Below are 19,972 nucleotides of genomic sequence, written 5' to 3'. Positions count from 1 at the left end.
CCTGCGCTACTTCACCTATGGACACGGCGGCTACTTCAGCCCCAAATCCTACGTTTCGGTAGGGGTACCGTTTGAAATAGCAGGACGCAAAGGCAAGCTGGCGTACCAGCTGGGCACCACACTGGGTCTGCAACACTTCAGAGAACTGGAAGCCCCGTACTACCCCAACTCGCCGTCAGACCAGGCAGAGCTGGAACAATTTGCGGCAGCCAACCCCACCATCAACATCCCGACGACCTATCCTGGGCAAACCCGGTCAGCCTTCGCCTTCAAGATCAATGGCGCGGCAGAATACCAGCTGAGCCCGCACCTGTTCCTGGGTGGCCGGTTAACGGCAGACAACTCGGGAGACTTCAACGATGCAGCGGCGGCGGTGTACCTGCGCTATAGTTTCGAGACCAGAAAGTCCCCGGTTGCCTTCCCGCCGGTTACTCCTAAACCTTATTATTCCGGAAATTAAATCGTGAAAGCCACCACCTCCTTATTTCCCTCGCCATCAAGACTGGCATCCATGCTGGGTGCCGGTTTGCTGGTCTGGTCTGCCGCTGCACTGGCGCAAGACCCGAACGCAGAAGGTCGCAGGTTCCTGGCAGAAGGTAATACCAGTGACGCCAGCAAGAAATTTGCCGAAGCCGCCAAGGTTAATCCCTTTGACGCTTCTGCCCTGAACAACCAGGCGGTGGCACTGGCAGCCCAGGGCGATAGCGAAAAAGCCCTGAACTTGCTGGAAAGAGCCAATCGCCTCAGCCCCAACCGTGCCGATATCGCCGCCAATCTGAATGAATTACGTAACTGGATGAACCGCAATAGCCCGCAGATTGCCGCCGTCCAGAGAAAAGCCCCGGTACCCGGTGCCTACCCTGTACAAGGGGGCGATATCCCGCCCGAACCGCCACCGTTGTGGAAGAAATGAGAAAAATGCATAAGTAAATAACGGCAACGTCCTTGCAAATTGCCTGATTTTGATGCACTATTGATTTGGATAGCCCTTACCAAAGGGCAAAACAAGGCAAAAACAATTATTTAATCAATCATTGATATGAAACACGTTGTTTTCTTTTTCTTCTTTTACTTTAGCTATTCCAGGCCAACGGCGGTGGGAAGACGGTAAGCACTCGAAGAAAAAGCGCTAAACCAGAATTCTAAAAAACCGCCCGATCAGGCGGTTTTTTTTTGCCTGAATTTTTATTGAACAAACGCAATACATGAAGCAAGACCTCTCAACACAGAGATACGGAGACACAGAGAAAGGCAAGAGAAGGGCAAGAGAAGGGCCGATGAGTGTGATGAAATGGAAACTCTCTTGAGTTTTTCTCTGTGCTACCTCTGTGTCTCCGTGCCTCTGTGGTGAGATTTCAGATCTTTAACAGTTTTCAAATTTTCTTATTTTAATTTTCTATTTTAATTTTTAGTATCTGACAGGAGTTAACATGCAGCGCACCGACGATTTACGTATACGCGAGATGAAGGAACTGGTTCCACCATCGCATTTGATCCGTGAATTTGCCTGTTCCGAAAAAGCTTCGGAAACCGCAGCCAATGCCCGCACTGCCTTGCATCGCATCTTGCACGGACAGGATGACAGACTGATGGTCGTCATCGGCCCTTGTTCCATCCACGACACCAAGGCAGCGATGGAATATGCCCATAGACTGGCCGCAGAACGTGGCCGTTTTGCCGGTGAACTGGAAATCATCATGCGCGTGTATTTTGAAAAACCACGCACCACCGTCGGCTGGAAAGGTCTGATCAATGATCCCTACCTCGACAACAGCTTTCGCATCAACGACGGCCTGCGTATCGCCCGTGAACTGCTGCTCAACATCAATGAACTGGGCCTGCCGGCCGGTACTGAATACCTCGACGTCATCAGTCCGCAATACATCGCCGACCTGATCAGCTGGGGCGCAATCGGTGCCCGCACGACTGAATCACAGGTACACAGGGAACTGGCATCTGGTTTGTCGTGCCCGGTCGGCTTTAAAAACGGTACCGATGGTAATGTTAAAATCGCCGTTGACGCCATCAAGGCTTCGTCACAGCCGCATCATTTTTTATCCGTCACCAAGGGCGGTCATTCAGCCATCGTATCCACCAATGGAAATGAAGACTGCCACATCATCCTGCGCGGTGGTAAAACGCCTAACTACGATGCAGCCAGTGTCGACGCTGCCTGCAAAGACATCGCCAACAGCGGCCTGGCATCCCGCCTGATGATCGATGCATCGCATGCCAATAGTTCCAAGAACCCGGCCAACCAGATACCTGTCTGCGCCGACATCGCCAAACAAATCGCCGAAGGCGATACCCGCATTGTCGGCGTCATGATCGAATCCCACCTCGTCGCCGGTCGCCAGGACCTGGTGCAAGGCAAAGAACTGGTCTACGGCCAATCCGTCACCGACGGCTGCATAGACTGGGATTCCAGCATCCAGGTACTGGAAGGTCTGGCCGAAGCGGTCAAGCAAAGGCGTTTGAAGCAGGCGTATTGAAATTATTTAATTTCGTTATGTGGTAGTTTGCTCCGGTCATGACAGCACAAGTAATATCTGAGATGTATTTGTGTTGTTGTGGCTGGATCTGGTACATCAGCATTTTGAGTAGAACATGAGCCCCGCATGGACTCCGGTTTCGCAAGCGCTTAAGATCGTAAACAGGTTCTGAGATTGCTGTGACCAAGCGCTTACCTCATAAGCACCGCTACGCTCACCGGCAGTGACTGACCGCGTCTGCCGCGTGAGCGTACGATCTAGATTAGATACTGATGAAGTTGCGTGTCGACAACGGGCCGAAGGGCAATGAAGCGAGCGGCCCACCGACATCAAGCGCGCCAAGATCAACGGGGAAGAAACCGGCGGCTTCCATCACCCCGCACACCGCTGCCTTTGCGCCAGCGTCGTCACCCGAATAGAACAATACGCGCTTACCACCCGCTACCTGAGGCTCCTTCAGCACATTGACGTCATTGTGGTTGAATGCCTTGACGATGCGTGCACCAGGAACCAATTGCTGGATGATTTGACTCGAATGCTTGCCACCAAGATTGACCGCCTTGATTCCATAAGCTGCGAGCGGATTGCTTGGATCATTCGCATCTGGCGATGTGGCAGGATCGAAGAATTCCACCGGGTTCGTGCCATCGATCACGATGCGACCATTCCATGCTGGCAGGCTGCCCAGCACTTTCTCTGCATCGACCCAGCGAACCGCAACCAGCACCATGTCTGCGCTTGCTGCCTCTTCTACTGTGCCCGCCTTGATGGACGGCCCTAGTTCTTTGACCAGATCAGTCAGCGAGGCCGGTCCACGGCTATTCGATATGGTGGCCGGGATCCCTTGTTTTGCGAGAATGCGAGCGAAGTTGGAGCCGAGGGCGCCCGAGCCAATGATGCCGATAGTCATGATATTTCCTTTAGAGTTAAGTGAATAAATTGTGTGACGAGTTGAATTTTAATCCCCGATGGTTTATAGCGTTAGTAGCAATCGGCTATAATCAGTTTCAATCATCACTTGAAAGTAAAATCGTGGAAACGCTCGCCAATCTGGAGTCCTTTGTCCGCAGTGCAGAGTGCGGTAGCTTCTCTGCTGCAGCGCGTTGGCTGGGTCTGACGCCAGCAGCGGTGAGCCGGAACGTTGCGCTTCTGGAACGCAATCTTGGCGTGCGGCTCTTCCTGCGCAATACGCGTGGCCTGACGCTCACCGAGGCGGGTGAACGTTTTCAGCTATCAGTGCAGACTGGTCTCGACAGCATCCAGGGAGCAATTGCTGACATCAAGGTCAATGCCGGGCAACCGGCCGGCGTATTGAAGCTGAGTGCTGCACCGGGATTTGGCATGGATTATCTGTTACCTCTTATGCCCGCGTTTCTCAAGCGATATCCGGGCGTGACCCCTGATTGGGTTTTCGATAGCCGCCCAATGGACCTGATCGCAGGCGGCTTTGATGCGGCGATAGGTGCTGGTTTTGAGCTGCAGCCGGGTATGGTGGCGCGCGAACTGGCGCAAATACATTTGATTGCGGTGGTATCTCCGGCGCTATTACAGGGCAAGCGTCGTCCGAAAGATCCATCTGAACTTGCCGGGTTGCCCAATGTGGTGATACGTTCTCCATTGACTGGTCGTATGCGGACACAGATCATGCGTAATAGCGCCGGCGTCGAAATTGCTGCAAAACAGCAGCCAATCATGCTGGTCAACGATCCCGATGCCCTCAGTCGTGCCGTGCTGCTGGGTCTTGGCGTTGGCCTGATACCAGTTCCGAACGCTGCTCCCCATCTGGAAACTGGCGCGCTGGTACGATTACTGCCAAATTGGTATGGCGATGTCGGGGCGATTTCCTTGTATTTCACCAGTCAGAAACTGTTGCCGGCGAAGACGCGTGCCTTTGTCGATTTTGTTGTCGATGCATTTAGGGAGCAGAAGGTGCCGCAACTTTTTTCCGCTAAATAGCGCAACTTTGCTAGCTAATCACCGTCACGTGTTGCAAACTGATGCGTCATGCCGGTTGATCTGTTCATCGCCTTGATGATTCTTGCATTGAAACTATGGCATATCAGGTAAGGTAATCGCACTCATGCTAAGTGTCCTGGACGCATTGCAGTCACAATTTTTAACCTACAACCGATTTAACCCGATGAAATTTTTTGAGTATGTAAAGCGCGAAGGCGGCGATTTCAAACGGTTTCTCGTTCATCCACAAAGACGTAAGCCCAATACGGAAAGCCTGACAGCAATTGGCGCACGTTTGCTATTTTTGTTGGCGCTGACACTTCTTTTCGGTATTTTTATCTCTGTGTTGAGTACCGAATTTCTCATGGAATGGGCCGGTGCGGAATCAAAGATGGATATGAAAGTGAAATATCTGCCAACCCGTGAGTTGCTTATAGTGATTTTATTTGCCCCCGTTATAGAAGAATTGATTTTTCGTGCCGGATTGCGCAAGGCAAAATACAGCTTGTTCGTTTGCCCACCGTTGCTTGCGCTGGCATTATTGGCGCCCAAATCAGCCCTGGTTCTGGCGATAGTCATATGCGCGATTGCCATCATCGATTTTTTTGTAAGAAAACGTGCAGACGCTGAAGCGAAAACTGCACTTAAATTTGCGCGTGCCCGTAGCTACTTGCTTCGTTTTCCCTGGATATTCTGGTTCTATAGCCTGTGCTTTGGGTTTGTGCATATGTCGAATTACACCGTATCTGGAACACCAGGTTTGCTGATGGTTGTGATCGTTGCCCCACAATTTTTTGCGGGATTGGCTGTTGGTTACCTGCGCTTGCGCAATGGCATTCTAAGCGGCATGATTTTGCATGCTTCATATAATTGCGTGCTGGTGGCAATATCAATGGCTGCCCGGTGATTCTTGTTCAATTCACGCCCGACCGGTATTGCAAGCCAGCTTGCCGTTGGTGCCAACCTCATCACCACCACACGTACACTGGCATTCAAGGATGCAGAATGTACCGGCAATGACATGAGCTGGGCTACCTGGCAAATCACCTATGGATTTGATACCGTCGTTTCAACAGCATCAGCACGACCTCAAGCCTGGTCGGCAGCGGTCCTTTGACCGGGCTGCCTGTAGGCCACACACAGCGCACCTTGCGCGGACATCAGTACTGACCAAAATCTCAGGGCTGCCCGTTGCCATGGCAATTACCTTATTTTATGGCATGGTGGCTGCTTCTTTTTGGCTACGCAACAGCCTCATCAATTTCCCCCTTTGTACCGTTAGCCAGTTGTTCAAGCTGAGAATGATGTGTGCGGCTCAGAACAATCACATGAAAATAGGCTAGTGCAATTTTGTTAAATGTGAGATATTTAACAAGAAGTTTAATAGTGAATAATCATCGGCTAATTTTCTTTTGCATCGCAAACTGCAACTAGCTTCCAATATGCATTCTTCGTGGCAATCAGCACCTATAAACTATTGTGTAAAACGGCATCATTGACATCAGGGAATATTGCAAATGACTAAACTTCATCCCATATCTGGTACAGGAAATGCTGACAGGCTTGCAGATGTAATTTTTGTGCATGGTCTAGGTGGTGATGCTTTTTGCACATGGCGCCATGGAGAAACAGATGAAACCTCGTGGCCTCACTGGCTAGGAAAAGAGTTTTCACAAGTAGGTGTCTGGTCGCTGGGATATGCAGCTAGCCCGATAAAGTGGGCACGCATTTTCGGGTGGTTTTCAGAAAAGTATCGTGATGCTGGCTACAGTATGAAGCTGCCCGCCCGTGGTGGCCAGGTGCTTGACTTATTGGTCCAGAAAAATATAGGTCAGAAGCCAATATTTTTTATCGGCCACAGTCTGGGCGGATTGCTGGTAAAGCAAATACTGCGTAAGGCCCATGACGCAGTGAATAACAAAGAACACAAAATGTTGATCGAGCAAGTCCGCGCTGTGCTGTTTCTGGCAACGCCTCATGCAGGTGCGGAGCTGGCATCCAGAATTGATCATTGGCGAATAGTCTTGGGTAACTCTGCCAGCGTTGAAGACCTACGCGAGCATTGCGAACATTTGAGTGATTTATTTGATTGGTATATTGAGCATGCGCCCCAGTTAAACATCAAAACTGCTACCTACTATGAAACTAGACCTATGGGAGGTATTCTGCCCATCGTTAATCCCACTTCTGCACGGGCTGGCGTGGGTGACCATCCGGTCGGGTTGGACGTCGACCATATGTCTATTGCCAAACCGCTTGAAGTAGATACACAAGTATATCTTGCGGCAAAAAAAATACTGAATGAGTATGTGTTATTGAATCATACAAAAAATGTTGCTTCACATCTTGTTCTAACTCAGAATAAAACGGAGGAAGAATTCGAAAGCATTTTTGAGCGTGCCAATGATTTACAAGATGCTGGTATAGCAGCTTGTAAATTAAGTCGTTACGAAGACGCAAATATGAAATTCAATGATGCACGCAGCTTACATAAACAAATCGGCAACGTTTTAGGGGAAGCTAATGCACTTAACGGCCTTGGTGAAGTAAAACGTGCTCTTGATCGTCCAGAAGAAGCTCGCAGACATTACAGTGATGCACGCAGCTTGCATAGGCAAGTCGATAATGTCTTGGGAGAGGCCAATGCACTTGATGGACTTGGTGAAGTCGAACGCACGCTGAATCGACTAGAGGAAGCACGTAAGTATTTCAGTAATGCTCGCAGCTTACATGAGCAAATCGGGAATGTTCAGGGGGAGGCCAATGCACTGGACGGACTTGGTGAGGTAGAGCGTGCGCTCAATAAAACCGAAGATGCGCGCAAACATTTCAGTGATGCGCGCAGCTTGCATAAGCAAATCGGGAACGTTATGGGGGAAGCCAACGCGTTGCAAGGGCTTGGTCACGTCGAGCAAGCGATTAATCGTCCAGAAGAAGCACACAAGCATTTCAGCGATGCATGCATCTTGTACAAAAAAATCGGTAGTGTCGCGGGAGAGGCCAATTCGCTGCTGGGATTGGGTGACGTTGAGCGAGCGCTCAATCGGTCGGAGGAAGCACGCAAGTATTTCAGTGTTGCGTACAGCATGTATAAACAAATCGGTAATGTCATGGGGGAGGCAAATGCTTTGCATGGGCTTGGTCATGTCGAACGTATACTCAATCGTCCAGAAGAAGCACGCAAACATTTCAGCGACGCGCGTAGCTTGCATAAACAAATCGGTAATGCTGCAGGAGAGGCTAATACACTCGAGGGGCTTGGTCGGGTCGAGTGTTCGCTTAATCGGCCAGAAGAAGCTCGCAAATATCTGAGCGATGCGCGCAGTTTGCACAGACAAGTAGGTAATGTCATGGGGGAGGCCAATGCACTTGATGGACTTGGTGAAGTCGAACGTGCGCTCAATCGGCAGGAAGAAGCGCGTAAGCATTTCAGCGATGCGTGCAGCTTGCATAGACAAATCGGCAATGTCTTGGGAGAGGCCAATGCGCTTAATGGACTTGGTGAAGTCGAACGTGCGCTCAATCGTTTAGAGGAAGCACGCAAGCATTTCAGTGATGCACGCAGCTTACATAGACAAATCGGCAATGTCATAGGAGAGGCCAATGCGTTGCAAGGACTTGGTGAAGTCGAGCGCTTGCTCAATCGTTTAGAAGAAGCACGCAAGCATTTAGGCGATGCGCACAACTTGCATAAACAGATCGGTAATGTCTTGGGAGAAGCCAACGCGCTACAAGGGCTTGGTAGGGTTGAACAAGCGCTCAATCGTCCAGAAGATGCACGTAGGTATTTCAGCGATGCGCGCGGCTTGCATAAACAAATCTGTAATGTAATGGGGGAGGCCAATGCACTTGATGGACTTGGTGAGGTTGAGCGAGTGCTTAACCGGCCAGATGAAGCACGCAAGCATTTCAGCGATGCGCGCAGCTTGCAAAGGCAAATTGGTAATCTTTTGGGCGAAGCCAACGCACTCTTTGGACTAGCTGAGATTGAGAGGAGCGTAGGTAGCGAGATCCCGGCGCGAAAATTATACCGTGATGCGTCTATGCTTTATGGCATGGCAGGAATAGCCAGTTGGCAGGAGTGTGCTGACAAGTTAGCGACAGGTGAATGGTAGATAACACGCATTCACCTAGTCACCGCATTACGTGACATTACGTGACATTACGTGATCGTAAGCCTTTTAGTGTTGACCTGAGATTGCTCAAAACCGCTTAGTCAACGTCATCTGATCCCCTTCGCGGCGCATTTCCATGCGGTTGAGGAAGGACATGCCCAGCAGGGGGATGGTCAGGCCTTTTTCGATGACGGAGGCATCGACCTGGTGTAATTCAACGTCGCCGATCTTGATGGTGTCGATCTTGACCAGGTAGGTGTCCACCAGGCCGCCGGCGGTGTTGGCGCGGCCGGGGCGGCCTTCTTTATACTTCAGACCCATTTTGATGGCTTCGCTGGCGGGCAGGGCGATCAGGCTGGCACCGGTGTCGACCAGCATGCTGACGCTGACGCCGTTGATGACGGCAGGCGCCATGAAATGGCCACGGTCACCAGCTTTCAGGATGACGGAATTACCGGAACTGGCAGCAGAATGGTGGACTGCCTGTCCGATGATCAGTACCTGGCGTTTGCCATTGACGATGACGGTGGCTGATTCGCGGTCCGCTTCGACCAGTTTGCTGTCGCCATTGATGGTGGCACCAACGGAGTAGGTTTTGGGGGCTGCGCCATCCACGACCAGAATGGCTTTTCCGGGAAACAGGCCAACCACGCCGATATCGGTCGCCAGGCTGCTGCTTGCCGTAGTCAGCATGGCGAACATTGTGGCGATGGTCAGCAGGCCCTTGCGACCCGGAAAACTTGGTACATGTGTCAGGCGCATGGTGGCTTAATCCCTGAAGTTGTTGAATTCCAGCGGCAGATCCTTGATTTCTTTGCGCAGCATGGCCATGGCACCTTGCAGATCATCGCGCTTGGCACCCGTGACACGTACGGAATCACCCTGTATGCTGGCCTGCACTTTGAGCTTACTGTCCTTGATGGCTTTGACAATTTTCTTGGCATCTTCGGTTTCTATGCCGTTTTTGACCTTGATGCCTTGCTTGACTTTGTCGCCGCCAATTTTTTCGATCTTGCCCAGATCCAGGAAGCGCACGTCGACATTGCGTTTGGCCAGGGTCATGGTCAATTCGGTACGAACCTGGTCGAGATGGAATTCGGAATCGCCATAAATGGTCAGTTCACGGTCTTTTTGCTCTACCTTGGCGCTGCTGCCTTTGAGGTCAAAGCGGTTGGTGACGACTTTGTTGGTCTGGTCAATGGCATTCTTGACATCCACCATGTTGGCTTCGGATACGGTATCAAATGAGGGCATTTTGCTTCCTTGCTAAATTGTGAGTTGATGACTTATCCCGGATTGTCCAACAAAACCTGGTGACGAAGAAAGTACGAATGTACTGTCAGGCGCTACCACGCTTTGGGGCAATGTCGAGTCAGTCCTGTAGCTTGCATCATTTTAGCAAATGCCAGCATGCTAAACAGCGCTAAGGCTATAATTTCGGCCATATGACGAATTTATCTACACTCCAGACAGATTATCCTCTGCAAAACCTGAATACTTTTGGTATCGCCGCCCGTGCCCGCCAGTTTTTGCAGGTGGAAAGCCCGGCGCAATTGCGTGCCGTGTTGGATGACCCTATGTTAAGTGCCATGCCGCGCCTGATACTGGGCGGGGGCAGCAATCTGGTGCTGTCCGACCAGGTGGATGCCCTGGTCTTGCAAATGTGCCTGAAAGGGCGGCGGATTGTTGATGACAATGACCAGCGTGTGTTGGTGGAGGCCGCTGCCGGTGAAAACTGGCATGAATTTGTCTTGTGGACCTTGCAACAGGGGCTGGCCGGGCTGGAAAACCTGTCGCTCATCCCCGGCACCGTTGGCGCGGCACCGATACAGAATATCGGCGCCTATGGGCTGGAAATGCAGGATGTCTTCGATAGCCTGACAGCTTTTGATTTTGTAACTGGCGAGACGGTGCAACTGGACAAGGCAGCCTGTCGTTTTGCGTATCGCGACAGTATTTTCAAGCACGATTACCAAAACCGCATGGTCATCCTGGCGGTGCGTTTTGCCTTGCCCAAGCCCTGGCAGCCCAGGCTGGCATATGCAGACGTGGAACAGTATTTAAGCCAGCGCGGCACCACTGATCCTTCACCTGCCGATGTCAGCAATGCCATTATCGCCATACGTCAGGCCAAATTGCCAGACCCGGCACAGTTAGGCAATGCCGGTAGTTTTTTCAAAAACCCGGTGGTAACTGGTGCAAAACGCGACAGCCTGCTGGAGGTGTATCCCAAATTGGTCAGTCATTTGCAAAGCACGGGCGACTACAAGCTAGCTGCCGGCTGGCTGATCGATCAGTGTGGCTGGAAGGGCAAACAACTGGGCCGTGCTGGTGTATATGAAAAACAGGCGCTGGTATTGGTCAACCGTGGTGGTGCCACCGGTGCAGATGTGCGTGCGCTGGCCAGCGCGGTGCAGGCCGATGTATTGGCAAAGTTTGGTGTGGTGCTGGAAGTCGAGCCGGTATTTGCCTAGCGCATTTAAGTACTTCATTCTTCAATCGGCTTTATCCAACAGGATAGTGAATGTCAGAATTTTTACCCGTGAGTGCCAGTAATGATGATCAATTGGGCAATCAAGACGATCAACCCGGCCTGAATGCAGGAGGCGAGGGCGCGAATGCGTCTTCCATGCAGCGTCTGCTGACAGAAGCCTTGCGCGTCAGCGTATGCCGTGCGCCGCGCTGGGATGGTATGCCTGCTTCGCCTGGCCTGATCGCCGGTTTGATGTTTTTGTACCTGCTGACACATATTGCCTTGCAGCGCGTGATGATTATCGGCCCAGCACAGTTTTACTGGCAGGTATTTGCGTCTGGCTGGTTTTATTTTGCTGCGCTTGCATGGGTCTGTTATCGCTTGCGGCCAGTCCGTCTGGATGGGCAGCAAGCGCATTCGCGCCAGATATCCACTTCCATTGCACCGGATGCCAGTCATTTATTCACGCTGGCACTGGCCCAGGATCTGGTGTTGAATGTGGTGCTGATGTCTGTCTCTGCGCTGTTGGTGCGTGCAGGCTGGTATGACCTGTCTGGCTTCAGCCTGCGCATGCGGTGGCTGGTATATCTGGCACCGTCAGCTCTGGCTTTGTTTATACAACTGTTGTTCTTGTGGCGCGCAGGCGATCGTCGCAAACCGGGCATGCTTGTGGTGGTTGTCGTTATGCTGACGGCACTTGGGCTGGATGCAGGTACCCGTTCCATGAATTTCTGGTACCCACGTCAGCCAGCCAAATCCAACGAGGATGCAGCCGACAAATCGCCGGAAATCACGCAGGAAGTATTTGAACAACAGGCTGCCTTGCTGGCCCGCAAACTGGCTGAAATACAGCCGCAACGACCCGGCACCGTCGATTTATACAGCCTTACCTTTGCCCCTTACGGTGAAGAAAATGTCTTCCTGAATGAAACCAGCATGGTGTCACAGGTGATGGCGCAGCGTTTTGATGCACAGGGGCGTAGCCTGCAACTTGCGAATAACCCAGGCACGATGACATCGCTGCCCTGGGCCACACCGCTGAATCTGCAAAGAGCCATTGCGCATATCGCCACGCGCATGGATGTGAATGAGGATATTCTGTTCATGCACCTGTCTTCGCATGGTGCCAGTGATGGCGAACTGTCAGCCGGCATGTGGCCATTGACCATCAAACCCGTGACCCCGGCAGATTTGAAACAATGGCTCGATGATGCCGGTGTCAAATACCGCGTCATTTCGATTTCTGCCTGTTATGCGGGTAACTGGGTGGCACCTTTGTCGGATGCAAATACCCTGGTGATGACGGCATCGGATGCTGACCATACTTCATATGGCTGCGGCAGTAAATCCGACCTGACCTTTTTTGGGCGCGCCATGTATGACGAACAGTTGCGCAAGCAAACCCTGTCATTTGAAGCCGCCCACGCAGCAGCGCGCCCCATCATTAAACAACGTGAAGAAGTGGCTGGCAAATCAGATGGGTATTCCAACCCGCAAATTGCCGTTGGTGAACAGATACGTGCACGTCTGAAATTGCTGGAGCAGCGTTTGCAGGCACAAAAGCCGGCAAAGGCCGGCGATGTTGCCGCGCTGAAGACCGGGCCATCGTAATAAAAATTCTATCTTTAGACTCTGTCTTTAAGGCTCGGTTTTGTCGCTGCCCCTGCCTCTGTCATAGCCACGTATGCGCATGACGCGGTCGCTGCCGGCGGGGTGGCTGGACAGGTAGGGTGATATGCCGGGTGCCAGGGCATCCAGTTTTTCAAAGGCGACGGCCAGGTGTTCACGGGCAATGCCGTTGGCGTCCAGCATTTTCATGGCATAGTCATCGGCTTCGGTTTCAGCGTCGCGTGAATATTTCAGGTCCAGCATCAGCGTCGGTATATTCGCCACTACCGCTGACACATCACCAAACAGCAGGGTTGCCGTAGCACCCACTGCCGAGCTTTGTATGATGCGGCGCGTCAGGTGACGTTCATGCAGATGGCCCAGTTCATGTGCCAGCACACCCATGATGGCTTCATCGTCTTTCATCAGCGCAATGATTTCATCGGTGATGATGATGTCGCCTGATGGCAGGGCAAAGGCATTCGGGCCTATGGTGCTTTTGCGAAATACCAAGTGATACGTGGGGCTGTCACCACGTGGTGGGCGCAGTCGCTGGAAGCGTGCGCTCAGTTCTTCCTGCCTGGCGGCGGGCAGAACCGAGGGTTTGAAGATATGCTTGTCCAGAAAATCCAGCATGCCATCACCGAGCTTGCGTTCTACAGATACCGGTGTGGCAAATGCCACCACACGCGATGCGGCAGGCAAGCCATACATATAACCCAGCGTCAGTACGATAACCGTGCCTGCCAGCGCCAGCAATGTACCGGTCCAGCTTTGCTGGAGTTGCACCACGGTGGAATCCTGGTAGCCGGTGTTGCCGAGCATGGCATTGAAGGTGGCGTGGTCAGTGATTTCCAGATAGGCACCATCGCTGAAGGTGACTTTACGTGGCGCGTGACGGGTACGTTCTGAGACCCGCAGTTCCGTCAACGGGCAACTGCGGGTCATGCCTTCGTGCAGGTCATTCGTGATCTCGCGCACATAAGCGGTGTCGCCTATTACTGAAAATTCCACCCGGTACAGGCGCGAGGTTTTGCCATCAAAATAGATGGCGGCAACTGTGTTCATAGAGATAAATCAAAATCCAGTAAATCGGCCATGCCTTCGCCGGCTGCGTTGACTTGTTCCTGTGTTTCAGCGATGAAGTTGTCCAGGCTACCGTTGACTTCCAGCTCCAGGCTTTCAATACGGTAGCGCAAGGCACGAATCTGGGCAAACGGAATAAACAGGCCCAGTGTACAGACGATGCCCAGTATATTGGTAACGGCGATAAAGCTCATGCGGCTCCACACCATATTGTTTTTGAATTGATGCTCACCCAGTTTGGTATGGTTCCAGATCAGGTTTTGCAGCAAGGTCAAAAAGATAGGGTAAATGGCAAACATCCACAGATACAGTACAAACACAAACAGGAACATGGATGATACCGCGCCGAATACGGCCCCTGGTCTGCCATGGCCATCACCGCTACTTGCAAATGCAGCCAGGGCCGCGACGGTGCTGCCAAAACCAACACAAATAACGACCACGCCAACGATCATGATACCGATGCCCAGCAGATACGCTTTATAGAACTGGCCTACGCCTGCATCAAAAGAAAAATGCGTGCTACCGAAACGGCTTTCATTATGCTGGAACTGCTTCAGACGCTGGTGAAAGACCGGTGCCAGCAAGTACAGGCTTAAACCTGTCAGGAAAGGCCACAGCAAGAAGGTGGAATACGCCTGGCCGGCAGTACCACGGAAACCAAAGCGTATGCCGCGGTAGCTGGAGTTATACAGCTTGAACTGCAGGCTTTTCCAGACCAGCCACGGCATGATGGCAATCACCATTGCCAGCATGGCAAAGCCGAGGCCAATTGAAAATTTGAAGGCGACCTGATAGCCAACGATAAAAACAAAGGCGACGATACGACCCTTGAGGATGGCGATGGCATTGCCATGGTATTCAAAACTGCTGCCGCCTAACTGGGTGCTGGAATACAGATAGCGGTTGCGGCGTACTTTGGCCCAGGCAGAATAAATGCCCAGTGTGATGATGGTCAGCAATAAGTTGACGATCCAGATACGGAAGTATTCGCTGCCACTGCCCTTGAATTCAAGTTGCAGTGTCCCGCTGGACTGATGCTGATGACTTGCTGAAAAGTCATTATTTTGAAAGGTATCCATGCTTGTGTTTTCCCCATGCACTTATTTTTTTAGAGCATGGACAATCGCATGGGGTTGGTATTAAGTCAAGTACATTAATTGTCTATCCATCCAAGGCAGCCGACTTTGCCACAAACCCCGACAGGTGGATGGATGATGTGTCTCTATGGCGATACGCTGCAACCTGGCTAGGGTGGTTTTGTGCCAGTCCCGCTAGCGTATCTTTTTCCAGATGGATATCGCCGTTGTGCCATTACCACTGGCACCGGCCGGTACACGGTAACTCAAGGTGTCGCCCTTCAGTTCAAACTGCCTGGCCTGTTCGCTGCCATCCCAGTTAGGGAAGGACGCATGTTCGATGCGGAAGATCAGGACGTTGCGTTCCACATCAATAAAGCAGCGGCCGTAGTGCGCGCTGGTGTCTAGCGATGCAGCACGGAATTCTGTCTCCGTTCCCTTGCGCTTGTCGGGGTTGGCAAATTTGCTTCTTTCTGCCTTGTAGATTTGTAGCGAATAGCGACCAGTGTCGTCAATGATCAGCAAACCCTGGGGATTGGCTCCAAAGGTTTCGCCACGACTGCCATCGGCATGGATTTCTGGGGCACCCGTCAGCATCCAGGTGCCGGTCAGGCGTTTTTGGGCCTGTTCATTCAAATCTATATCCTGCTGCATCATGGCGCTGGCGGGCAGGCTGACAAATGTGATACAGGTGATGCTGGTGATGCAGATCAGTATCAGGTTTCTGAGGCTGCTAAGTGGGCGTAGTAATGTGTTCATGGTCATTCCAGATAGTTAGTCGGCTGTCGCTATATTCAGCAGCAATTTGCCGGTGGTCTTGCGTGATTCGAGGTCGGCATGGGCCTGGGCCGCCTGCGCCAGCTGATAAGTGCCACCTATGCGCGGGCGCAAAATACCTTCGCGCAGCCAGCCCAGTATGCGCTGGCTGCGGGCGGCCAGGCTGGCGGCGTCGGTCACATGGTGGGCGAGGGTGGGGCGGGTGAAGAACAGGGACCCACTGCGGCATAGCGTCATCGGGTCAATTGGTGGCACATTGCCGCTGGATTGGCCAAACAGCACCAGCGAACCCAGCGGGCGCAACACCGCCATGCTGCCCTGGTAGGTCGTCAGCCCGACCGAGTCATACACCACATGCACGCCTTGCTGCTGCGTGAGGTCTCTCACTGCCGCGACAAAATCTGTTTCGGTATAGCGGATAACATGATCGGCACCGGCCTGGCGCGCCAGTTCTTCCTTGGCAGCGGTGGATACGGTGGTCAGCACGGTGGCACCCTTGTGCTTCAAAAGCTGTATCAGCAGCAGGCCCACGCCACCAGCCCCGGCATGCACCAGCGCAGTGTCGCCCGCCTTGATCTGGTAGCTGGTTTCGGCCAGGTATTGCACGGTGACGCCCTGCATGATGACGGCGGCCGCCTGCTGGTTACTGATGTCATCCGGTAGCCTTACCAGCTTCCAGGCCGGGATGCTCAGGTATTCAGCATAGGAGCCGGGCTGTGATAGCCAGGTCACTCTGGTACCGGCAGGCAGGTCTGGATTGCCTTCCACCACGACGCCAGCGCCTTCGGCGCCAGGGATGGCAGGCAAGACAGCAGGGTTTTGCCCGTTGCGCTGATACACATCGGCATAGTTGATGCCGGCGATGGCGACGCGTACCAGCACTTCTCCGGCTTTTTGGGTTGGCATGGGCAGGTCGGTCAGTTGTAAAACTTCCGGACCGCCCTGGCTTAGTATCTGTATGGCTTTCATCGTTACTCTTTCTATGTAGTAGGGGCGTTGTTGCACATAGCTTAGACAAAGAGCACTTTAAATAAAATTACTGAAAAATTCGCCTGGACTGTGCATAATTGCACCATGATGAATTGGGACGATCATGAATTGGGACGATCTACGGTTTTTTCTGGCGCTGGTCGATAGCGGTACGCTGACCGGGGCTGCGCGTCGCCTGCAAGTGGAACACACCACGGTGGCACGGCGCATTGATGCCCTGGAGGCAGCATTAGGCCTGCGCCTGTTTGATAGGCTGGTGCGCGGCTGGCAATTGACGGTGGAAGGACAAAACCTGGTGCAGCATGCGCGGGAAGTGGAAGATCGCTGGTTTTCGTTCGAACGAAAAGCCCTGAGCGAAGGACAGATGGAAGGCGTGGTACGGATTTCAGCTGCACCCACCCTGACATCATTTGTACTGGCACCCAACCTCAAAAACCTGCATGCCGCCTTGCCCGGTCTGGAACTGGAACTGTTTGCCGAAAAACACGAAGTCAGTCTGGGCCGGCGTGAAGCCGATATTGCCCTGCGCATGTCGCGCCCACAAACAGCGGGGCTGGTGATCAAGGCTGTTGCGACTATCCAGTATGGACTGTATGCCAAAAAAAGCTATTTGAAAGGACTGGATCGTAGCGACTGGCAATTTGCCGCCTATGAAAGAAACTCTGGCACGCCCCATCACCAGTGGCTGGAAAATTTGCTGGGTGCCGACCCGTCCAGGGTGCTGTTACGCAGCAATGATCAACTGGTCTTGCGTCAGGTGGTGGCCGCAGGCATGGGGGTGTCGGTATTGCCGCATTACCTGGCCAAAGGTCTGGGTAGTAATGAGCTGCAACGCATACAAGACCCGCCTTGCCCCGTGCAGCGCAAACTGTGGCTGGTCATGCATGATGATGTGCGCCGCTCTGTAAGGGTGAGAGCAGTGGCGGACCAGTTAATCAGCCTGTTTGCCAGCCAGGCAGTGCAAGACCTGTTGACCTGACTATCAGCCTGAAAATAGTACTGCCTGATGATGAACAAATGTTGCACGTGGACCTTGCACTGCACCACGTGCTGAACAACGCGGTATCATGTAGCTTTGGACAGGCAAGCAACAGCACAATGAATACCTTACTCATTATCGATATGCAGAACGCATGGGTGAATGGCACCACGCCGCGCTATGATAAAGAGGGAGTGGTCGCCCGCATCCAGCATGCGACCGAAGTCACGCGCCAGCATGGCGGGCAAATCATTTATATCCGTCATGCCAATGATGACGCAATGGTCGGTTCTGACGGCTGGGAAGTCATCCCCGAATTGCCGTTTACACCAGGTGATGTGTTCGTCGATAAAACTGCCTGCGATTCCTTTGCCGACACCGGCTTGCTGACGCACCTGAAAATCACCGGTGCCCACACCCTCATGGTCTGCGGCCTGGCGACTGAATTGTGCATAGATACCACCATACGCTCTGCCGTATCACATGGTTTTGATGTCATTGCCCTGTCCGACGCCCATACCACAGGCGACCGCCCCCACATGAAGGCCGAAAAAGTCATCGAACACCACAACTGGGTATGGGAAAACTTGTCCACCCCGGCCAATAGCCGCCTGATGGTAAGGACGGTGGCTGAGGTGTTTGGGTCATAGGCCCGCTTAATTTCTGTCAATGTTGTTATTTTGAAATAATTGATGAGAAGGCTGGAGCGGTCTGCGGCATCGGTCAGCTAATGCTTTTCTGGCAATTATTTGCTATAACCCCCACCGCCTGTCAGCGTAAATATCCCGTCAGCCCGTTTTTTGAATAAAAAATTAAACTTTTAAGCACAGCTACCGTTAATGATGTTAACGCAGTAATCCGTTTTGATTTTTTACATTACAGTCGGGGAATGATATGAATATCAGTCAGATAACAGGCGGGGGCACAAGCATCTCTGCTGTTGAGCCTCGGCAAGATGTTAAAAGTGCACCAAAATTGGCGCCTTCAGGTAAGGATTTGGCTGCTGGTGATGTCGCGCCTGCGAAAGATGCAACGCAAGCCACCGCCATCAGCAGTGCCGAGTTGAAGCAGTCTGTGGATAAAATCAATCGCTTTATCGATTCCAGCAATAGCGTGAATTTAAATCTGGACAGTGGCTCAGGCAAAGTGGTTGTGCAGATTGTTGACCGTGAAACCAATACCGTGATCCAGCAGATACCGTCTGCCCAGGCATTGTCCATCGCCAAGGATCTGGGGGGCAAAACTGGATTGTTGCTCGACGCCCAGGCCTGAGAGGGTTGATGCGTGATTTTAACGTCTGACCCGGATTTTTGGCGCGCCCAACTGGGCCGTCCTGTTCTTGAAAGACTGGGTGTGGCACCTGCCGAGGTGCTGGCCTATGTGGCCTCTGTCAATGCCAGCCAGCAAATCAACCAGCAAGGCAGTCAGCAAGGGGTGCAGCAATCTGATCCCGCCCTGGCAGCATCACCTGAAGCAGTGGTGCTTGCCGCCGATTTTTTGGCTGATGTGCAAAATGCCATGGCAGAAATGCCACCATCCCTGTTGAAACTGTTGGCCCGCCCCTTGCTGGGCGTGTATTTTGCCCGTGGCCTGGGTTCATCTGCACTGACCGATGTGGTCATGGCGCCGGATGGCCAGCAACTGGGCGTGGTTTGCCTGATGGATACTGATGCATTTTTGCACCGTGCAGCCAATGACTGGGCCACCTGGAAAGAATACACCCCCTTCCTGCCGCAGGACCAGTACCGCATTGATGTCATCATCGAAACGCCGGACAACGACAACCGCAAAAATGCCATCCAGTTTATATTGCTGCATGAATTTGGCCATGTCCTCAATGCCAACAGCGAATACCTGCCAGACTGGTGGATAGGTTCCAAACGCTTCAAATCAACAGAAGAATACAGCTACCTGTCGCTGGCATGGCAAATCGCCATGAGTGGTGATGTCATCCCCCTGTTGCGCAACGATTTTCCGCAACGCAAACACTTGCGCTTCTACACGGGCGAACAATTGCCGGGTGAACTGATCCCCGAGATTTATCAAGACCTGCAAAAGACCAGTTTCCCCACTCTGTATGCCGCCACCAATGTCTATGATGACTTTGCCGATGGCTTTGCCAGCTATGTGCACGAAGTCATACAGCAACGTCCGTTTGAGATCTGCATCAGGCAAGGCGAGCAGACCATTATGGAATTGCGTGATTACTGGTCCGGCCCCAAGGCAAAGGCCAGGGCCAGCGTCTTTGCGGAGATGTTTGCTGGCGCATAGTTGACAGGGTAAGATGCCCTGAAATATTGTCGTTTGACCATCGCAAGTCAGCCAAATTTCTTACAAATTGTCTCTCTGCATCAATAAAGCTGCAAAAACGCCTGTATTCGCTGCTTTAATCGTCCTACTCTCATAGATAATTACCG

At 52.4% G+C, this 19,972-nt stretch carries 20 protein-coding genes; 13 read left to right on the top strand and 7 right to left on the bottom strand.

Translation table 11 applies throughout. The features are described from left to right. From ACO0LK_RS16535 to aroG, 3 genes are all read left to right on the top strand, one after another. Positions 1 to 460, top strand: a 460-nt coding sequence (locus ACO0LK_RS16535) for a cellulose synthase subunit BcsC-related outer membrane protein (protein WP_422976877.1), incomplete at its 5' end; no start/stop codon positions are given. 3 nt (positions 461 to 463) lie between these two features. Beyond that, the gene (locus tag ACO0LK_RS16530; protein WP_422976875.1) at positions 464 to 913 is read left to right on the top strand and encodes a tetratricopeptide repeat protein; all 450 of its coding nucleotides are present in this window, start codon (positions 464 to 466) and stop codon (positions 911 to 913) included. 517 nt (positions 914 to 1,430) lie between these two features. Then, entirely contained in the window at positions 1,431 to 2,492 is a 1,062-nt protein-coding gene (gene aroG, locus ACO0LK_RS16525) for a 3-deoxy-7-phosphoheptulonate synthase AroG (RefSeq protein WP_186949738.1), read from the top strand. A 262-nt stretch (positions 2,493 to 2,754) separates the two neighbouring features. On the opposite strand, the gene ACO0LK_RS16520 is transcribed toward aroG, so the two are convergent. Beyond that, positions 2,755 to 3,402 (bottom strand): NADPH-dependent F420 reductase, encoded by a 648-nt coding sequence (locus ACO0LK_RS16520; protein WP_422976873.1) that lies wholly within the window; start codon positions 3,400 to 3,402, stop codon positions 2,755 to 2,757. Between the two features lie 122 nt (positions 3,403 to 3,524). Here ACO0LK_RS16520 and ACO0LK_RS16515 point away from each other — a divergent pair, with 122 nt between their 5' ends. The 4 genes from ACO0LK_RS16515 to ACO0LK_RS16500 all read left to right on the top strand — a co-directional run bounded on the left by ACO0LK_RS16515 (position 3,525) and on the right by ACO0LK_RS16500 (position 8,563). After that, positions 3,525 to 4,448 (top strand): LysR family transcriptional regulator, encoded by a 924-nt coding sequence (locus tag ACO0LK_RS16515; RefSeq protein WP_422976871.1) that lies wholly within the window; start codon positions 3,525 to 3,527, stop codon positions 4,446 to 4,448. Between the two features lie 124 nt (positions 4,449 to 4,572). Further along, the gene (locus ACO0LK_RS16510) at positions 4,573 to 5,355 is read left to right on the top strand and encodes a type II CAAX prenyl endopeptidase Rce1 family protein (RefSeq protein ID WP_422976869.1); all 783 of its coding nucleotides are present in this window, start codon (positions 4,573 to 4,575) and stop codon (positions 5,353 to 5,355) included. Between the two features lie 3 nt (positions 5,356 to 5,358). Further along, complete coding sequence (locus tag ACO0LK_RS16505; protein ID WP_422976867.1) at positions 5,359 to 5,565, top strand: hypothetical protein; 207 nt, start codon at positions 5,359 to 5,361, stop codon at positions 5,563 to 5,565. A 400-nt stretch (positions 5,566 to 5,965) separates the two neighbouring features. Further along, the gene (locus tag ACO0LK_RS16500; RefSeq protein WP_422976865.1) at positions 5,966 to 8,563 is read left to right on the top strand and encodes a tetratricopeptide repeat protein; all 2,598 of its coding nucleotides are present in this window, start codon (positions 5,966 to 5,968) and stop codon (positions 8,561 to 8,563) included. Positions 8,564 to 8,650: 87 nt separating this feature from the next. On the opposite strand, the gene ACO0LK_RS16495 is transcribed toward ACO0LK_RS16500, so the two are convergent. Together ACO0LK_RS16495 and ACO0LK_RS16490 are read right to left on the bottom strand one after the other, a co-directional pair. Continuing rightward, positions 8,651 to 9,325, bottom strand: coding sequence for a retropepsin-like aspartic protease family protein (locus ACO0LK_RS16495; protein WP_422976863.1), 675 nt, complete (start codon positions 9,323 to 9,325; stop codon positions 8,651 to 8,653). A gap of 6 nt (positions 9,326 to 9,331) precedes the next feature. Continuing rightward, positions 9,332 to 9,817, bottom strand: a complete 486-nt coding sequence (locus tag ACO0LK_RS16490) for a YajQ family cyclic di-GMP-binding protein (RefSeq protein ID WP_186949744.1) — start codon at positions 9,815 to 9,817, stop codon at positions 9,332 to 9,334. A 191-nt stretch (positions 9,818 to 10,008) separates the two neighbouring features. On the opposite strand from ACO0LK_RS16490, the gene murB reads away from it, so the two are divergent. Both murB and ACO0LK_RS16480 read left to right on the top strand, forming a co-directional pair. Continuing rightward, on the top strand, positions 10,009 to 11,037 hold the full coding sequence (gene murB, locus ACO0LK_RS16485; RefSeq protein ID WP_422976861.1) for a UDP-N-acetylmuramate dehydrogenase: 1,029 nt from the start codon (positions 10,009 to 10,011) through the stop codon (positions 11,035 to 11,037). 50 nt (positions 11,038 to 11,087) lie between these two features. Beyond that, entirely contained in the window at positions 11,088 to 12,647 is a 1,560-nt protein-coding gene (locus ACO0LK_RS16480) for a C13 family peptidase (protein WP_422976859.1), read from the top strand. Positions 12,648 to 12,674: 27 nt separating this feature from the next. On the opposite strand, the gene ACO0LK_RS16475 is transcribed toward ACO0LK_RS16480, so the two are convergent. The 4 genes from ACO0LK_RS16475 to ACO0LK_RS16460 form a co-directional block, all read right to left on the bottom strand. Next, a complete protein-coding gene (locus tag ACO0LK_RS16475) occupies positions 12,675 to 13,712 on the bottom strand; it encodes a M48 family metallopeptidase (protein ID WP_422976857.1) in 1,038 nt (345 codons plus the stop codon). Beyond that, on the bottom strand, positions 13,709 to 14,812 hold the full coding sequence (locus ACO0LK_RS16470; protein ID WP_422976855.1) for a YjgN family protein: 1,104 nt from the start codon (positions 14,810 to 14,812) through the stop codon (positions 13,709 to 13,711). Before ACO0LK_RS16470 ends, ACO0LK_RS16475 begins: the two co-directional genes overlap by 4 nt. Positions 14,813 to 15,004: 192 nt before the next feature. Next, positions 15,005 to 15,568 carry a lipocalin-like domain-containing protein gene (locus ACO0LK_RS16465; RefSeq protein ID WP_422976853.1) on the bottom strand — a complete coding sequence of 188 codons (564 nt, stop codon included), beginning with the start codon at positions 15,566 to 15,568 and terminating at the stop codon, positions 15,005 to 15,007. A 15-nt stretch (positions 15,569 to 15,583) separates the two neighbouring features. After that, the gene (locus tag ACO0LK_RS16460) at positions 15,584 to 16,555 is read right to left on the bottom strand and encodes a quinone oxidoreductase family protein (RefSeq protein ID WP_422976851.1); all 972 of its coding nucleotides are present in this window, start codon (positions 16,553 to 16,555) and stop codon (positions 15,584 to 15,586) included. A gap of 124 nt (positions 16,556 to 16,679) precedes the next feature. Between ACO0LK_RS16460 and ACO0LK_RS16455 the strand changes: the two genes are divergently transcribed. From ACO0LK_RS16455 to ACO0LK_RS16440, 4 genes are all read left to right on the top strand, one after another. Next, a complete protein-coding gene (locus ACO0LK_RS16455) occupies positions 16,680 to 17,555 on the top strand; it encodes a LysR family transcriptional regulator (RefSeq protein ID WP_422976849.1) in 876 nt (291 codons plus the stop codon). A gap of 119 nt (positions 17,556 to 17,674) precedes the next feature. Further along, complete coding sequence (locus tag ACO0LK_RS16450) at positions 17,675 to 18,205, top strand: isochorismatase family protein (RefSeq protein ID WP_422976847.1); 531 nt, start codon at positions 17,675 to 17,677, stop codon at positions 18,203 to 18,205. 325 nt (positions 18,206 to 18,530) lie between these two features. Beyond that, positions 18,531 to 18,827 carry a flagellar protein FlaG gene (locus ACO0LK_RS16445; protein ID WP_422976845.1) on the top strand — a complete coding sequence of 99 codons (297 nt, stop codon included), beginning with the start codon at positions 18,531 to 18,533 and terminating at the stop codon, positions 18,825 to 18,827. 12 nt (positions 18,828 to 18,839) lie between these two features. After that, the gene (locus ACO0LK_RS16440) at positions 18,840 to 19,826 is read left to right on the top strand and encodes a hypothetical protein (RefSeq protein ID WP_422976843.1); all 987 of its coding nucleotides are present in this window, start codon (positions 18,840 to 18,842) and stop codon (positions 19,824 to 19,826) included. The last annotated feature ends 146 nt before the right edge of the window (positions 19,827 to 19,972 follow it).

The sequence above is a fragment of the Undibacterium sp. Ji49W genome (assembly GCF_049340205.1).
In the GTDB taxonomy this organism is placed as follows: domain Bacteria; phylum Pseudomonadota; class Gammaproteobacteria; order Burkholderiales; family Burkholderiaceae_D; genus Undibacterium.
This window is presented reverse-complemented; position numbering and strand designations above follow the sequence as displayed.

Coding starts and splice junctions, on each gene's coding strand:
- aroG (WP_186949738.1), top strand. CDS start 1,431: ATGCAGCGCACCGACGATTTACGTATACGCGAGATGAAGGAACTGGTT.
- ACO0LK_RS16520 (WP_422976873.1), bottom strand. CDS start 3,402: ATGACTATCGGCATCATTGGCTCGGGCGCCCTCGGCTCCAACTTCGCT.
- ACO0LK_RS16510 (WP_422976869.1), top strand. CDS start 4,573: ATGCTAAGTGTCCTGGACGCATTGCAGTCACAATTTTTAACCTACAAC.
- ACO0LK_RS16500 (WP_422976865.1), top strand. CDS start 5,966: ATGACTAAACTTCATCCCATATCTGGTACAGGAAATGCTGACAGGCTT.
- ACO0LK_RS16495 (WP_422976863.1), bottom strand. CDS start 9,325: ATGCGCCTGACACATGTACCAAGTTTTCCGGGTCGCAAGGGCCTGCTG.
- ACO0LK_RS16490 (WP_186949744.1), bottom strand. CDS start 9,817: ATGCCCTCATTTGATACCGTATCCGAAGCCAACATGGTGGATGTCAAG.
- murB (WP_422976861.1), top strand. CDS start 10,009: ATGACGAATTTATCTACACTCCAGACAGATTATCCTCTGCAAAACCTG.
- ACO0LK_RS16480 (WP_422976859.1), top strand. CDS start 11,088: ATGTCAGAATTTTTACCCGTGAGTGCCAGTAATGATGATCAATTGGGC.
- ACO0LK_RS16475 (WP_422976857.1), bottom strand. CDS start 13,712: ATGAACACAGTTGCCGCCATCTATTTTGATGGCAAAACCTCGCGCCTG.
- ACO0LK_RS16470 (WP_422976855.1), bottom strand. CDS start 14,812: ATGGATACCTTTCAAAATAATGACTTTTCAGCAAGTCATCAGCATCAG.
- ACO0LK_RS16465 (WP_422976853.1), bottom strand. CDS start 15,568: ATGAACACATTACTACGCCCACTTAGCAGCCTCAGAAACCTGATACTG.
- ACO0LK_RS16460 (WP_422976851.1), bottom strand. CDS start 16,555: ATGAAAGCCATACAGATACTAAGCCAGGGCGGTCCGGAAGTTTTACAA.
- ACO0LK_RS16455 (WP_422976849.1), top strand. CDS start 16,680: ATGAATTGGGACGATCTACGGTTTTTTCTGGCGCTGGTCGATAGCGGT.
- ACO0LK_RS16450 (WP_422976847.1), top strand. CDS start 17,675: ATGAATACCTTACTCATTATCGATATGCAGAACGCATGGGTGAATGGC.